The following is a 15128-nucleotide window of genomic DNA, read 5'->3' as shown; positions in this document are numbered from 1 at the left end:
CTTGGATTGTGCCGCCCAGTATCATTGAGCCAAGCCTATGAGTTCACGACCGAGTCGAGCTGGAGCTACATACAACCGCCGTTCCTAGCTGCGAAAGCTGCTAACCCAGAGCCAAACTGAGCGCTTGCTCGAGTTTGAGTCCTCAGAATATCGACCTGCCCCTGGTAGAGGCAGTAAAAATCCCTTCCATATTGACCGATCTGATTCAAGATTGTCTTCTCATCACATCGATTTGCAACAAGACAGGCTTCAACTCGATCGAAATATGTCGTTATGCTAACCAACGCCGCCACTGTATCTCGCTTTGGCACTGTAGATCTTTCGATAGTAATGTCGACCAAAGCATCGATGTAATGCCGTGTTTGAGGCTCATCAAGCGGCGACATATCCTCATCGAGCCACAGTGAAAATAGTGTGGTTTGCGCAGCAACCAATCCTTCCCCATAGAAAGACTCAATTTTAAGGTTGCTATTGTCAATCTTGGTTTGCCAAGTCTGAATAAACAGACTTGCGACAGCCACAAGTAATGTGATGGGGACAAGTATATTGGCGGCAACCTGAGTCCATCCGACCCAAGTTTCGCGGATTTGTACGTCACTCATCCTTTCTACAGCAATTGAACTGGGGGAGACGTCTGTTGTCTCCCAACTTTGCAGAGTGTTGCTGTCAGATGGTTTCGTTGCCTCGCCGCCCGTTGCTGTTTCGCTCATTGCGCACACGGTGCTCGCGGCAATTCTACTAACGGTTCACCGGGATCGATTTCGAATCCGGAAAGGCAGCTCAAGTCCTCATGGGTGTAGAGCAGCTTTTCATCCACATCAGTAGCCAAAACCGATACGGATGGCTGGATGCTTGTTGCGACTTGCAGAGCACGAAGTGCTGCACGCCGATCGACGATGGGACATACTTTCAGATAGATAGTGATTGGATTGTCGACTGAATTTTGATAATCAGCCAGACTGTTCAAGAAGCATCGGGCGTGCTCTTGGTTGACTCTCCAAACCTTTTCCGCTGACAGTGCGCTCGCGGCGTGCAACCCGCAAAAAGCTGAGATGCTCACCATTAGTAAGAGCTTTGTGAATTTTACATACTCAATCCGCATTTCGGCCTCTCACGTTGGTGTTTTCAAGCTGTAAAAGCAGAATATGTTTCGTGTTCTTGAATTCAGATGACAGTGCCCGAGATGTGCGTTGTTTCCGCTTTTACCGTCCTGAAGAAATATGGCTCTCACACCGTTAAGGTACGTGTTCCCGCGAATATGTTGAAGGGTGGTTCTTGAACTGGAAGGCCAAGTGTAAACAAGAGCGTCTCTCTCTTCAGTTTGAACGCATTTTTCCACATCTACTATTTTGTTATCACTTATTACTCGGCATATTCCACGTACGACGGAAGGTGGGTCGGGCGAGATCAAGCTTAAAAAATTCATAGATTCAAATACATCGTCCTTGCGTCTTGATATTGAAGCCAATACTGTGTCTGGCGCAAACAAGAAGTAAGGGGCTGCATGGATCCTGATGTCAAGGTCTGAGAAGGTGACTGCGCCCGGCATGTAGCCAGGGATTAAAGTATCTTCATCTATACTGGTGCTATAAGAAAAAAAGCAAGATGATACCGCTTCTTGTAGATATCCGCTCCTTTCGCCCTCAAACACTATTTTCGGTTCAGATCCAGATTGTGAGAATGATACATGACCATTTGGATCAAACTTTGTATTGATAGCATCCACGGCACCTTTAAATCCATATTTGCTTACATTATCCTCCATGCTTGCAAGGGCAGCATCACATGCCAACTGCATCTGTAATGCACCTAGTTCAATTGGTATTTTTGTTCCATATACTCCAATATGCCATCGAATCGCTTTCCCGACCGTATCGATGTAGAACATTTCACTCGGCGGTGTTGATAGCATTTGGGCCAAAAGGCTGTTTTTGAAATTCAGTATGGAACTGCTATTCTGAATGTTGGCCATGCTTTCTATGGCGACTTCATACGCATCCATGACCTCTGCCCGACTATATGTTCCGCCGGGAAGATCCAGTGCTGGTGCATGAAATCCAAGTTTTGCCGTCGCGTGGATGTGACGGTCTGAAACCTTAGCCTCACCTTCGGTCGTGAAAGCACCTGCCAAAAAAATTAGAGCGCATGCAGATTCACAGACTGAGTCACGCTCGACAACCGTTCCGTAGCCAGCCTGATGGACGATGTTAGCGACTTCAAGAGCTTCTGTGTAGGACCCGCCAGGAGAGTTGAGGCATATTCTCTTGCGGTTCTCCGAGGCAAAAGAAGTTGGTCGGTTTATGAATGGAATTCCGCCACCAGTGTAGGCAAGAAATTTACTCACCGGTTCGATTCCAAGGTCGTCGGGATCTTGGTAGCCTAACCTGTTGGCCAAAATTCGTTTAAGCGAATCGGCATCACCATTTGTTATCGGGCCGCGGAGCTCTATGACGCACCCTGTGATAGGATCGTGAGTTTCGGATAATTCAGCAGCCAATGCGTCCGCAGGTATCCAGAAAGCAGATGCTGCAACAAATAGTATCTCAGTGAAGCGGACGATATAATATTTGAATGTACAATACTTTTTTTTCACAGCGTGGCGGATCCCTTTGTTATGTCCAACACCGCCCGGATAGGGGTACCATGATTGCAAGATTGGCATAGACGGTTCCATTTTCCAATTCTAGATTCCGTAGCATCAAGTGGATATTCCAGCTGTAGCGACTAAAAGGCCGGCTGGAGCGATATTGTGGACTGGAACTCAAACCAGCGCCTTTACCAATCCAATCAAAGACCATCAGCAACATGACCGATCCGCAGCCGAACCCGAAACAGCGTCTGCTGCGCCACGCCCCTGCGGCTCCCGGCTCGGCCTTGCCGTCTGTTGCGGCCGCTACCACTCACGCGCAGCTGCCCCATCGGCAGAGCCGCTGATGCGCTCGCGCTATGCGGCCTATGCGCTGGGACGGCTCGATTAAATCGAGGACACATGCGGTGGACCGGCAGCGCTCGCCTTCGACCGGACGGAGGCCGAGATGGCGCGGCTCGGCATGCGCTGGACCGGGCTTCAAATCCATGACTTGCGCGACGGCGGACCAACGGACGAACGCGGCACGGTGCGCTATATCAGCCAGGGTGCCCCCGGCGCGCTTGAGGAGGCGGCAGCCTTCCGCAAGGTGACGGGCCGCTGGCTTTACTCGGACCGGATGGAGACGCGTGCACCCGGCGGCGCCGGAGCCCAAAAGCCCGTCCGCAACGATCCTTGCCCTGCGGGTCTGGCTAAATATACAAGGCCTGCTGCGCCCGGGTCGGGTGACGGGAAGTATTGAGCGGACGCGCTGACAGAGCGCGTCCGCCACCTATCCGACCTACCCGTCCTTGCGTTCGATGAAGCGCAGCCGGTTGCCGAACGGATCGATCACCTGCATCTCCATCCCCCAGTCCTGGGTCTGCAGGCCCGGCCGGTTGTGGCGATAATTTTTGACAAACACTTCCGCATGAAGCGCCGCGACGCCGGTGCAGAAAACCACGGCATTGGCGCCGGGCGTCGCATCGCCCGAATGCTCGCTCAGGTGCAGCTTGAGGTCGCCGCGCGAGACCTGCATGTAGATCGGCGTGTCGGGTTCGAAGCGATGCTCCCAGTCGACGCTCATGCCCAGAAACCCCAGATAGTATTCCCGCGCCTTGTCCACGTCGAAGATGCGGAAGATCGGCGTGGCGCCTTCGAATTGCAGCTCGGCATCTGCCTTTGTCTCTCTTTCTCCGCCCGTTGCCGCGTCGATCCGGGCGGAGAGAATGTTCCAGCTATCCAGCCCGAACTGGCGGGCGACGATCTCCAGCGCCTCGCTGTGGGGCATGTCGATGCCCTTGTCAGCCAGCCGCTCGCGCATGGCTTTCGCCATGGCCTTGGAATCCAGATATGTACGCATGATGGTCTCGATCCTTATCAATGGCGAAAATCCTGGTCAGTATCCGCGTTGCTGACGGTTTCGCCGTGAAGGATGAAACCTGTCGTGATCCGTGGTGCTTTCGCCTTGCCCTTATCGGGTGCGGATTGCCGGCAGCATCGGGCCGTTTCGCAATCCTTGCCAAATCCGTCCGAAATGGCAAGCCCGAGTTGTGAAAGGTGGGGGACAGGTTACTTTTGGCGGTCCGGTTTCGCAGTGGCGTCATATCCCAAGGCGCCAAAAGTAAACTGTCTCCGAGATCCCCGACATGACGGACCAAACCGCGAACGCTGGTCTTTCCGCCCCGAATCACTACATTCACGGGGTATGAACAGACCAGATGACGATATCCCGTTTTTCGGCGACGAAGATCCCGCGCCCCGCGCTCCCGCAGCCAGCGCCTCGGGTGGCGGAATTGCCGCGCGTGCCATGGCTGCGCGCAACGCATCGCGGCCCGCGCCGAACTACCTCGCGGGCCTCAATCCAGAGCAGGCCGATGCAGTCGAATCCATCGAAGGCCCGGTGCTGGTGCTGGCTGGGGCGGGCACCGGCAAGACCCGCGTGCTGACCACCCGCATCGCCCATATCCTCAATCTCGGCCTGGCATTCCCGTCGCAGATCCTTTCGGTCACCTTCACCAACAAGGCGGCGCGCGAGATGAAGGAGCGCGTCGGCGTTCTGGTCGGCGGCGCGGTCGAGGGCATGCCCTGGCTCGGCACCTTCCACTCGATCGGCGTCAAGCTGCTCCGCCGCCATGCGGAACTGGCAAGCCTTCGTTCCGATTTCACAATTCTCGACACCGACGACGTCATCCGGCTGTGCAAGCAGCTGATCCAGGCCGAAGGCATCGACGACAAGCGCTGGCCCGCGCGGCAGTTCGCCAATTTGATCGACGGCTGGAAGAACAAGGGTTACGGCCCCGCCGACATCCCCGAGGGCGACAGCCGCGGCTTTGCCAATGGCAAGGGCAGGGCGCTCTACCAGGCCTACCAGGAGCGGCTGCAGACGCTGAACGCCGTCGATTTCGGCGATCTGCTCTGCCTGCCGATCCGCATGTTTCGCGCCAACCCGGATGTGCTGAAGGACTACCAGCAGAAGTTCCGCTTCATCCTGGTCGACGAGTACCAGGACACCAACACCGCCCAATACATGTGGCTGAGGTTGCTGGCCCAGCGGCCCGCCGGCGAGCGCCCCAACATCTGCTGCGTCGGCGATGACGACCAGTCGATCTATGGCTGGCGCGGCGCGGAAGTCGAAAACATCCTCCGCTTCGAGAAGGATTTCCCCGGCGCGAAAGTCATCCGGCTTGAGCGCAACTACCGCTCGACCGAGCATATCCTCGGCGCTGCCGGGCATCTGATTTCCCACAATGAAGGCCGACTCGGCAAGACGTTGTTCACCGAGCAGTCCGACCCCGAGCACGAGCGCGTGATGGTCCATGCCGCCTGGGATTCCGAGGAAGAGGCCCGCGCCATCGGCGAGGAGATCGAGCAGGCGCAGATCAAGGGCCGGGCACTCAACAACATGGCGATCCTGGTCCGCGCCTCGTTCCAGATGCGCGAGTTCGAGGAACGCTTCGTCACGCTGGGGCTGAACTATCGCGTCATCGGCGGCCCGCGCTTCTATGAGCGCCAGGAAATCCGCGACGCGATGGCGTTCTTCCGCGTCGTCAGCCAGCCCGCCGACGATCTCGCCTTCGAGCGTATCGTCAATGTCCCCAAGCGCGGCCTGGGCGAAGCGGCGGTGCGCCAGGTCCATGACGTCGCCCGCGCCCGCGGCATCCCGATGTTGGCCGCCGCGCGCGAACTGATCCTGACCGATGAACTGAAACCCAAGCCGCGCAAGTCGCTGACCGACGTGGTCGAGATGTTCTCCCGCTGGCAGGGGATGATGGAGACGACACCCGGCCACGAACTGGCCGAGACCATTTTGGAGGAATCCGGCTACACCGAGATGTGGCAGAACGACCGGTCCGCCGACGCGCCGACGCGGCTCGAAAACCTGAAAGAGCTGGTCGAGACCATTTCCGGCTTCGAATCGCTGCGCGCCTTTCTGGAGCATGTGGCGCTGGTCATGGACACCGACAACAACCCCGATCTCGACGCCGTCTCGATCATGACGCTGCACTCGGCCAAGGGGCTGGAATTCGAGACCGTGTTCCTGCCCGGCTGGGAGGAAGGCCTGTTCCCGCACCAGCGCGCGCTCGACGAGGGCGGGCGCTCGGGCCTCGAGGAAGAGCGCCGGCTCGCCTATGTCGGCCTCACCCGCGCAAAACTCTATTGCCACATCTGGTTCGTCTCCAACCGCCGAATTCACGGGTTGTGGCAATCGACACTGCCCTCGCGCTTCCTCGATGAACTGCCCGAGGCCCATGTCGAAGTTGCCGAAATGGACACCGGCTACGGCGGCTATGGCCGGGGTGGGCGCTTCGGGGCGTCAGGCGGCCGCCACTCCGGCGGCCCCTACGGCGCCTCGCGCTTCGACAAGGCCGAACCGTTCGCCGGCAACTACAACACGCCGGGCTGGAAACGCGCCCAGGCCAACAAGACCGACGCCGCCCGCGACAACTGGGGCACCCGCTCCGGCCACGCCGTCGAACGCATCGCCTACGGCGAATCCGGCCCGCGCGGCTCCACCATCGAAGGCGAACTCGTCGCCAAGTCCACTGGCACCACCTCCGCCTACTCGGTCGGCGACCGCGTCTTCCACCTCAAATTCGGCAACGGCAATATTGCCGGGATCGATGGCAACAAGCTGACGATCGATTTCGACAAGGCGGGGCAGAAGCGGGTGCTGGATGGGTTTGTGGAGCCGGTGGGGTAGGGGGCTTTAATGCCCGCCTGTCGCGCCTGGATGCCAGAGCGCAATCCGAGCTACCCCCTTACCCTCCCCAATTCCCCCACCAGGTAATCCGCGAATATCGCCACATGCGGGGCGCAGGCGGCCTTGTTGTAGTGCACGCTCATGGCGATCTCGGGGAGCGGCGGGAAGCCGGGATGGCCGTCGAGGATGCGTAAGCTTTCGGGGATGATCGAGGCTTCCATCACCGAGACTGCCGAGCCGTTGAGCACGGTCTGCTCGATCAGGTTAACGCTGCGGGTCGAGCAGGCGATGCGCCAGGGACGCTCGATCTGCTCAAGCGCCCGCAATCCGGCTTCCCGCACCGCGCAGCCGTTCGGAAACAGCGCCAGCGAGAGCCGCTGGTCGGGATCATCGACATAATCGGGTGCGGCCACCCAGTGCAGCGATTCGTAACGCGCGATCCGGCCCTTGACCTGGTCCGACCGGTGGGTGCCGAGCAGGATGTCGATCTTGCCGCGCTCCAGCATCGGCACGAGGTCGATCGAGCTTTCGCAGGTCAGTTGAAATTCGACGAGCGGGTATTCGGCGGAAAATCCGGCGAGGATCGGCGCCAGCAGGTGGCTGGCGTAATCGTCGGGCGCGCCGAAACGGATCAGGCCTTCGGCTTCGGGCCGCCGCATATGCGCCAGCGCCGCCTCGTTGGCTGACAGGATCCGGTTGGCATAGACCAAGAGCGCCTCGCCCGAATTGGTGATCTCGACGGAATTGCGGCTGCGCTCGAACAGCCGCTCGCCGGCGATCTCCTCGAGCCGCTTGAGCTGCAGGCTGACCGCCGACTGGGTTCGCCCGATGGCTTCCGCCGCGCGGGTGAAGTTGCGGTGCGCGGCAATCGCCACGAAGGAGCGCAGAAGGTCGATTTCGAGATCACGTTGCATGGCTTTGATTAGCAACGCTCATCATAAGAAGCAATATAATTCGTTTTACGCATTAGGGTCCGGACTCTATGGTTCTCGCATAGTCACAGCCGGAACAGGAGAAAGCCATGTTCAATCTGATCGCCAGAACGATGTTCGAAGCCACGCGGATGTCCGCTCCTGAAACAACGCAGCCGCGCAACCGCTGGTCATTCAAGGGTGACCGCAGCCCGGCTGCGTCATGCTCGAAAGGTGCGTCGACAGGGAAGGCCGATACCGCGCCAGGCCGCTGAGACCACCGCTGAGACCACCGCTGAGGCCAGCCCTGAGACCGCCACAGAGGGCAGGGCCGCCCTCAAGATCATTGCAAGGCATCGAGAGCCGGTGGCGTGGGCCGCCGGCTCTCCTGTGCTGTTGAGCGTTCCCTTTTCGATACGTGCATCATAAGAGTCGGTTGGCTCCGATGAATGCCGGATGAATTTGCCGTTCAAGGCCGGTTCAATCGAGTGGCGGCACAACAGGGCATCGCTCAATGGTCAACAAGGGGTTCCGGCCATGAAAAATCTCGTTCGCAGCTGTCTCGCTCTCGGTTTCCTGCTTGCCGCCGAGGCAATGGCGAAGGCTGAGGAAATCTATCTCCAGTCGGTTCAGTCCGGCAAATATGTCACGATCGTGGGCGGCACGCTTGCCGCCGCTGCCCCGGACACCCGGAGCGCCAGCCGCCTTGATACGGTCCGGCTGGAAGGCAACAGGATTGCATTTCGTGACGTTCGCACCGGCAGCTTTGTTCGCGCGGGCGTCGGACAGGGCACCTTTCTGGCCGCGGGCAGCCCGCATATCAGGGGCTGGGAAACCTTTGAGGTGATGGGGGTCAACGGACGCAACGTCGCGCTGCGGTCGGTCCAGAACGGCAAGTTCGTCCGCGCCGGCGTTGGCAAACGCTCGCATCTGGCAGCCGTATCCGAGCGCGCTTCCGGATGGGAAACCTTCCGCTTTGTCGATGCGCGTTCTGCCGGGCAGACCTCGAGCCAGGCGGGCGGCGTCGATCTGGGCGATCTGGTCGGCAATTACCGCATCACCCACATCGCCGCCGACAACGGTTTCCTGGTCCAGCTCGGCCAGCAGATGGCGGCAAGAGCGCGCCTGGGGCTCGATGATCGCGGCCAGGTCAGCGCCACGATCGGTTGCAACAGTCATTCCACCCGCATCGCGGTCCGCAATGGCCGTGTCCAGCCCGACGGGCAGGTGATGCAAACCAAGATGCGGTGCGCCGGCCAGGGCGAAACCGCGGCGGAGGATGGGCTTCGCCGGGCGCTCACAACCAGCAGGCTCATTGTCCGCGAAGGCCGCACTGTGACCTTCAAGGCAGCCAACGGTGCGGAGCTGATGAAGATCCGGCGGATGTAACGGCCGCCGATTGCCGCCAAAAAACGGCGCAGCTTCAGCACTTTACGCCGCCGGGAGGCATCCTCCAGGCGGCGTCAACCTGCACCAGGCCACGTCTTGCCGGTGGTGCGTATCTCCCATAATGGAACTGCTGTGCCGTTCTGGCACATTCTTAACCAGTGCCGTCAACGGTTTTGAAACAGATTGCGTGCAACCTTGCCGTGTCTGGCCAATGATTGGCCGGACCCGGTCGATGATTGACCGGGCGTGCACACTGATCTGAAAGGGACCTCCATGATGAAGGTACTCTGCACCCGCGCCGCCGACTGCGAGTCCGGTGCAACCGCGATGGAATATGCGCTCACGGCGGCGGTCCTCTCCGTGGCCCTTCTCACCGGGGCCGGAACCGTCGGTACGGCCATCCAGACCCAGTTCGGGCTTGTCTCAAACACGCTTGCGATGTCCTCCAGCCGGCCCGGTGCGGCCGCCGGCGGCACAAGCCTTGTGTCGCTGCAGACTTCCTCACAGGGACAGGCCCGGGCGCATGGTCAGCCGCAATCTTATGGGCACACCCAGTCACATGGGCATGCCATGACCGCAGGCCACGCCTTGCAATCACCTCCCTGATCCCCCCGAGCCACGCCGCGGCGCCGGCAGACACTCGGCAGCAATGCCCCCTCTCTGCGCAAAAACCCTGCAGAGTTGAAAAATCCGCTGTATCGCGTGGCGGTATTTGGCTAGGGGTATGGCATGATGCAGGGATTGAGAGAGCTGGAAACGAGACGACTGGTCTTTGCGGCCCTGTTCGTTCCGTTGCTGCTTGCCTCGTTCTTCTCGGTCCACACCATGCCGCGGTTCTCCGGTCAGGGCATGGAGATCGTCATCTGTACAGGAGCCGGCTTCGAGACGGTCACCTTGGGCGATGAAGGCGATCCGGCCGGAGATCCCGCGAAATCGCTTTGCGACTGGTCGATGCAGGTGCATACGGCGGCCCTGCCGCAGGCGGGCGCGGCGCTCGAGCCGGTTGAGCTTGGCGATGCCGAAGCTCTCGCTTTCGAAAAAACCATCCTGCGTTCCGGCGTTTTCAAGTCCGGCCGCCATGCCCGGGCGCCGCCCGTCCTTCTCTGACACCCGCAATTCAAAGCAATTCTTTTGTCAGAGGAGAGACTGATGGTCTCGATCGATTCGTCCGGTGCGCCGGCGCAGGCCACAGCGCCTGCCGGCACCAGCAAACTCTATCTCGCGGCATGGCGCTGGCATTTCTATGCCGGGCTCTATGTTATCCCGTTCTTCGCCATGCTGGCCATTACCGGCATGGCCATGGCCTGGATCGCCTATGTCGATGGTCGTGACGGCGAACGCATCGCCGTTCAACAGCAAGCGGTGGCCCAATCCGTCTCGGTCCAGGCCGATGCCGCGCTGGCGGCCATTCCCGGTGGCACGCTCAAGCAATATGTCGCCCCGCGCGCCGAAGGTCTCGCCGCCATCTTCCGCGTCGATCTCGACGGCAAGGCGACCATGGTCGCGGTCGATCCCTACACCGCGACCGTGCTGGCGGAGTTCCCCCGCCGCAGCGGCTGGTATGACTTTTTCGACAACGTTCACAGCGATCTCCTGCTCGGCGTCACCGGCGACCGGATGATCGAGATCGCTGCCTCGCTCGGCATGGTGCTGATCGCCACCGGGCTTTACATGTGGTGGCCGCGTGGGTTCGGCTGGCGGGCGGTGCTGGTGCCGTCTTTCGCCCGCGGCGGCAGGGCGATGTGGCGCTCGCTGCATGGGGTTCTGGGCTTCTGGATCTCGCTGTTCCTGGTGTTCTTCCTCGTCTCCGGCCTGTCCTGGGCTGGCATCTGGGGCGAGAAGATGGTGCAGGCCTGGAGCCAGTTCCCGGCGGAGAAATGGGACAATGTGCCCTTGTCCGACGATACCCACGCCTCGATGAACCATGGCCCCAAGGAAGTTCCCTGGGCGCTGGAACAGACGCCGATGCCCGCATCCGGCAGCCAGGCCGGCGAGGCCGGACTGCCCGCAGGCACCGGAATCACCATCGACACCATGGACCAGCTTGCCCGCGCAATCGGGTTTGACGGCCGCTACCAGATGAACGTCCCCACCGGCGAAACCGGCGTCTACACCTTCAGCCGGGATTCGATGAGCACCGACAGTACCGACCCGATGTCGGACCGCACCGTGCATGTCGACCGCTACACCGGCAACATCCTGGCCGACGTCCGCTATGAGGACTATTCCTGGGCGGGGAAGGCCATGGCGGTGGGTATTGCGCTGCACATGGGCACCATGGGGCTGTGGAGCGTGCTCGCCAACACGGCTGTCTGCCTGTCGGTGCTGTTCCTGTGCGCAAGCAGCGTGGTGATGTGGTGGAAGCGCCGGGCAGGGGGCTTGCGCCTCTCCGCGCCGCCATTGCCGCGCGACATGCCGCTCTGGCAGGGCGCCACATTTGTTGCGCTCGCAGTCTCGATGGCGTTCCCGATGGCGGGTCTCACCCTGCTCGTGGTGATGGTCGTGGACATGCTTGTCCTCTCCCGCATCCCGGCGCTCAAACGCGCGCTCTCCTGATGCACTGACAACGGGAAGGCCGCGTCCGAAGGGGCGCGGCCTGGGTGTCGCGCCGTTTCGCGCACCGGCCTGATTCGCCCGCAGAGGCGCGGCCGGTTATTTCAGCGTTTCTTAGAACAATTGCGATATCGAAGCAGTTGCATTCCCAAAATCATGCGCGGAAAGCAAACGCTGGAGAAAGGCCGAAACGATGTTCGAGATCCGCACCAGGCGGCAGGTCTACAGGATGGCGGCGGTCATCACACTGTTCGCGGTGCTGATCCCGGTTTTGACATTCGCGCTGCCATTTGCCTTTTTCGGCAAGGCCTATTTCGGCTTCTTCGCCATTGCGGTGTTCCCCGCCGCGCTGATCCCGCTGTTTCTGGCGCCGCCGATCGCCATCATCATTCTGCAGATGTTCCGCAGGCAGACCCTGACCATCGACAAGGTCGACGAATACATAAGGTACGACGCGCTCACCGGGGTTCTCACCCGCACCTACCTGCTCGGCAAGAGCCGGGAACAGCTTGCAGCCGGTGGCGGCGCATTCCTGATGATCGATGCGGATCATTTCAAGGCGATCAACGACACCCATGGTCATGATGTGGGCGACGAGGCGCTCAAGAAGCTGGCCGAGGTGCTGCGCAAGGCGCTGACAACCGAGGCGCTGATCGGCCGGCTGGGCGGAGAGGAATTCGGCGTTTTGCTGCCCGGTGCCAACCAAGCCAGAGCCGCCATGGCGGCTGAAGCGGTCTGCAGCCTGATGCGGTCGGAGGCCGGCACCATCGCCGGCCATGAAATCGGCCTGACGGTCAGCATTGGCTGCGCCGTACATATTCCCGGACAGACACTCGAACGCATCATGAAGCGCGCCGATGCCGCGCTCTACCAGGCCAAGCGCACTGGCCGTGATCGTGTCTGCGTTGCCGAAGCGGAAGTGTCCGTGCAAGAGCCGGAGGCAGTTGTCGCTGACACTGCCGGAAAACCGGCGCGCGGCGGCGACCGCAACAACAGGCGCTTAACCCGCCAGCGTCCACAGCCCGTGGCCGAGCAGGCCGATCAGCAGAACCACCTGGGCCAGGAACGACAGGCCGAAGCCGCCGCCGCGCTGCCAGCCCGGCGCGTCCTCCTGGATGAAGTGCCAGGCATGCAGTGCCCGGCCGATGGTGAAGACCAGCCCGAGCCCGTGCGCCGCTGAAACCGGCATGCCGATCAGGGCACCGATGAGCAGCATGACGAAGAACATCGGCATGTTCTCGACCGCATTGGCATGGCCACGGATGATCCGGATCAGGTGCTTGACCCCGCCGTCGCCGATCGAGACCTTGTACCTGCCGCGCAATCGCCCGGTTTCGGTCGCTATCCACAGCAGGATCGCCATGTTGAGCGCGGCGTAAATACCGACTGCCGAAAGGACTGATGTCAGGTCTTGCATTGTGGATCTCCGTCAGATGGGTCGGTTGGGCCATGCGGTCCCGGGCCTATGCGATGCCGGGTTTTGTGCATGAAGTAAACAGGTTTGGTGTCCTGCGCCTGGTTTGTCGCGCGGTGTCCGCGGGCTAGCGCAAATGCCTGGTCGGCTGCTCCAGTTGAAACACATCGTCCCGCAGACTGTCCATCCGCTTTCCTATCAGGTCCTGCGCATCGTAGAGCCCGCGATTGTAGAAATACGCGCCCATCTTCTCGCTGAAGAACCGCATCAGCATTTCCGCCGGCAGCGAACCGATATCCTGGTCGAGCTCGTCGCGGAAATACTCCTGGATTTCACCCACCATGGCCTTGGTTTCCTCGCGGCTGAACGTGATCGGCTTCATTGGTCTCTCTTGGATAGCTGGAATTGGAAAGTGCGGGGGACCCGGGCAAACCACGAGCCGGTTTTTGGCCGCTAGCGATGCTCTTCCTCGCTGGCGGCGATCAGGCGGCGGTTGAAGTGACTGACCGCCTTGACCTGCTCGGCCCAGGCCACGATCCGCCCCGTCTCCTCGTCGGCCACCACCGGCAGGCGCGTATGCCCGCTCGAATCGAACACGCGCAACGCCGTCTCCAGCGTGTCGGTTGGTTTGAGCGACGGTGTCTCTCGCTCGGGGTCAAGGTACTCGGCTTCGGCATCGTCGGCCGGCAGCGTCATGAAATCCATCACCCGGGCGTTGCGCAGCTCGGTCCGGTGCGGCCCGTCCTTGACGAACAGCCCGCGCATTTCAAGTTGCCACTGGAAATAGGAATGCCCGTGCAGCGCCAGGTTCGCCCCGTGCGCGATCGCGACGGTGAGCAGCAATGCGATCGACAGCGCATAGCCGCCGGTCAGCTCGAACACGATCACCGTGGTCGAGATCGGCGCGCCGAGCACCGCACCCGCCACCGCGCCCATGCCGAGGATCGAGTAGAGCGCCTGGCTCGAGGCAAGTTCGGGAAAGGCGCTTGCCGCGATGATGCCGAAGGCGCCGCCGGTCATGGCGCCGAGATAGAGCGAGGGGGAGAACACCCCGCCGCCGAACCGCGCGGCCAGCGTGACCGCCGTGGCCAGCGTCTTCATCAGGATCAGTGTGAGCATCAGCGCCAGCGGCAACTGCCCCCACAAAGCCAGGTCCGTGGCCTCGTAGCCGACGCCGAGCACATGGGGAAAGGCAACCCCCATCAGGCCGACGGCCAGCCCGCCGCAAATCGGCAGCGCCCAGATCGGCACTGGTGAGCGCCGCGCCACATATTCGGCCGAAAACAGCGCGAACTGAAAGGCTGCGGCCACCATCGCGCAGACCACGCCCAGCAGCGCGAACGCCGGAAACTCCCAGTAAGAGGTGATCTGGTAGGAGGGCACGATGAAGGCCGCGGCATCGCCGAACCAGAGCCGCGAGACAATCGCGCCCGCCGAAGACGCGATCACCACCGGCACGAAGGCGCGTGAGGCGTAATGGCCGAGGATCACTTCATGGGCAAACAGCACGCCGGCGATCGGCGCGTTGAAGCTTGCCGATATCGCCGAGGCGACGCCTGCAGCCATCAGCGTCCTCCGTGCATAATCGGGCAGGTGCAGCCGTTCGCCCACGGCATTCGCCAGCGTCGCGCCGAGATGGATCACCGGACCCTCGCGGCCCGCGCTGCCGCCGGCACCAAGGGAAAACGCCGTGGTGAACGCGCTCAGCAAGCCTTCGCGCAGGCTCAGCCGCCGCCCGGTCAGGGCCCGCGCCTCGATCACGTCGGCCACGCCACCGGTGCGGCGGGAGGGAAGAAAACGGCTGACGATGATGCCGACAACCACGCCGCCGAGCGTCGGGCCGGCGACGATCATGTACCAGGGTGTGTTGCGGGCGACCGAGAGCACCTGTTCGCTGGTGTCGCCGAGCCAGTAGAGCTGGACGATGCCGATCAACTGCCGGAAGCCGATCGCCGCCCAGGCCACAGACAGTCCGATGACGAGCGACAACAGCCAGATCACCGGCTGACGATGTTCGACAAAGGCCCTGATGTTGGGAAGCACCCATTGCCGGATGCGTCCAGGCACTGTGCGGACGATCTCAGGCAGCAT

General features: G+C 61.1%; 14 protein-coding genes and 1 pseudogene. 8 read left to right on the top strand and 7 right to left on the bottom strand.

The genetic code is table 11. The features are described 5' to 3' along the window. Window positions 1-65: 65 nt before the first annotated feature. The gene (locus SPHINGO391_RS14225; RefSeq protein WP_152009444.1) at window positions 66-710 is read right to left on the bottom strand and encodes a hypothetical protein; all 645 of its coding nucleotides are present in this window, start codon (window positions 708-710) and stop codon (window positions 66-68) included. Between the two features lie 401 nt (window positions 711-1111). Further along, window positions 1112-2662, bottom strand: a complete 1551-nt coding sequence (locus SPHINGO391_RS14220) for a hypothetical protein (RefSeq protein ID WP_152009443.1) — start codon at window positions 2660-2662, stop codon at window positions 1112-1114. A 316-nt stretch (window positions 2663-2978) separates the two neighbouring features. On the opposite strand from SPHINGO391_RS14220, the gene SPHINGO391_RS14215 reads away from it, so the two are divergent. Further along, the gene (locus tag SPHINGO391_RS14215) at window positions 2979-3329 is read left to right on the top strand and encodes a YchJ family metal-binding protein (protein ID WP_343200364.1); all 351 of its coding nucleotides are present in this window, start codon (window positions 2979-2981) and stop codon (window positions 3327-3329) included. Window positions 3330-3368: 39 nt separating this feature from the next. Here SPHINGO391_RS14215 and SPHINGO391_RS14210 read toward each other — a convergent pair whose 3' ends face one another. Beyond that, complete coding sequence (locus tag SPHINGO391_RS14210) at window positions 3369-3929, bottom strand: glyoxalase superfamily protein (RefSeq protein WP_152009441.1); 561 nt, start codon at window positions 3927-3929, stop codon at window positions 3369-3371. Window positions 3930-4274: 345 nt separating this feature from the next. Here SPHINGO391_RS14210 and SPHINGO391_RS14205 point away from each other — a divergent pair, with 345 nt between their 5' ends. After that, window positions 4275-6770, top strand: coding sequence for a UvrD-helicase domain-containing protein (locus tag SPHINGO391_RS14205; RefSeq protein WP_152009440.1), 2496 nt, complete (start codon window positions 4275-4277; stop codon window positions 6768-6770). A 50-nt stretch (window positions 6771-6820) separates the two neighbouring features. Here the strand turns inward: SPHINGO391_RS14205 and SPHINGO391_RS14200 are convergent, their stop codons facing one another. Beyond that, a complete protein-coding gene (locus SPHINGO391_RS14200; RefSeq protein ID WP_152009439.1) occupies window positions 6821-7684 on the bottom strand; it encodes a LysR substrate-binding domain-containing protein in 864 nt (287 codons plus the stop codon). 107 nt (window positions 7685-7791) lie between these two features. On the opposite strand from SPHINGO391_RS14200, the gene SPHINGO391_RS14195 reads away from it, so the two are divergent. The 6 genes and pseudogenes from SPHINGO391_RS14195 to SPHINGO391_RS25275 form a co-directional block, all read left to right on the top strand. Continuing rightward, the gene (locus SPHINGO391_RS14195) at window positions 7792-7956 is read left to right on the top strand and encodes a hypothetical protein (protein ID WP_193217294.1); all 165 of its coding nucleotides are present in this window, start codon (window positions 7792-7794) and stop codon (window positions 7954-7956) included. 262 nt (window positions 7957-8218) lie between these two features. After that, entirely contained in the window at window positions 8219-9070 is an 852-nt protein-coding gene (locus SPHINGO391_RS14190) for an META domain-containing protein (RefSeq protein WP_193217293.1), read from the top strand. A gap of 273 nt (window positions 9071-9343) precedes the next feature. Continuing rightward, window positions 9344-9676: a Flp family type IVb pilin gene (locus SPHINGO391_RS14185; protein WP_152009437.1), complete on the top strand. Its 333-nt coding sequence runs from the start codon at window positions 9344-9346 to the stop codon at window positions 9674-9676. A gap of 123 nt (window positions 9677-9799) precedes the next feature. Next, on the top strand, window positions 9800-10177 hold the full coding sequence (locus tag SPHINGO391_RS14180) for a hypothetical protein (protein ID WP_152009436.1): 378 nt from the start codon (window positions 9800-9802) through the stop codon (window positions 10175-10177). 42 nt (window positions 10178-10219) lie between these two features. Further along, complete coding sequence (locus SPHINGO391_RS14175) at window positions 10220-11626, top strand: PepSY domain-containing protein (protein WP_152009435.1); 1407 nt, start codon at window positions 10220-10222, stop codon at window positions 11624-11626. Window positions 11627-11816: 190 nt separating this feature from the next. Beyond that, window positions 11817-12521 (top strand): annotated as a pseudogene (locus SPHINGO391_RS25275) (GGDEF domain-containing protein); the annotation flags it as partial. Window positions 12522-12623: 102 nt separating this feature from the next. On the opposite strand, the gene SPHINGO391_RS14170 reads toward SPHINGO391_RS25275, so the two are convergent. The 3 genes from SPHINGO391_RS14170 to SPHINGO391_RS14160 all read right to left on the bottom strand — a co-directional run bounded on the left by SPHINGO391_RS14170 (window position 12624) and on the right by SPHINGO391_RS14160 (window position 15128). Continuing rightward, complete coding sequence (locus SPHINGO391_RS14170; RefSeq protein ID WP_152009433.1) at window positions 12624-13040, bottom strand: MAPEG family protein; 417 nt, start codon at window positions 13038-13040, stop codon at window positions 12624-12626. A gap of 124 nt (window positions 13041-13164) precedes the next feature. After that, on the bottom strand, window positions 13165-13419 hold the full coding sequence (locus tag SPHINGO391_RS14165; protein ID WP_152009432.1) for a DUF2164 domain-containing protein: 255 nt from the start codon (window positions 13417-13419) through the stop codon (window positions 13165-13167). 71 nt (window positions 13420-13490) lie between these two features. Continuing rightward, window positions 13491-15128, bottom strand: a complete 1638-nt coding sequence (locus SPHINGO391_RS14160; protein ID WP_152009431.1) for a chloride channel protein — start codon at window positions 15126-15128, stop codon at window positions 13491-13493.

The sequence above is a fragment of the Hoeflea sp. EC-HK425 genome, from assembly GCF_902498795.1.
GTDB classification, from domain to species: Bacteria; Pseudomonadota; Alphaproteobacteria; order Rhizobiales; family Rhizobiaceae; genus Hoeflea; species Hoeflea alexandrii.
This window is presented reverse-complemented; position numbering and strand designations above follow the sequence as displayed.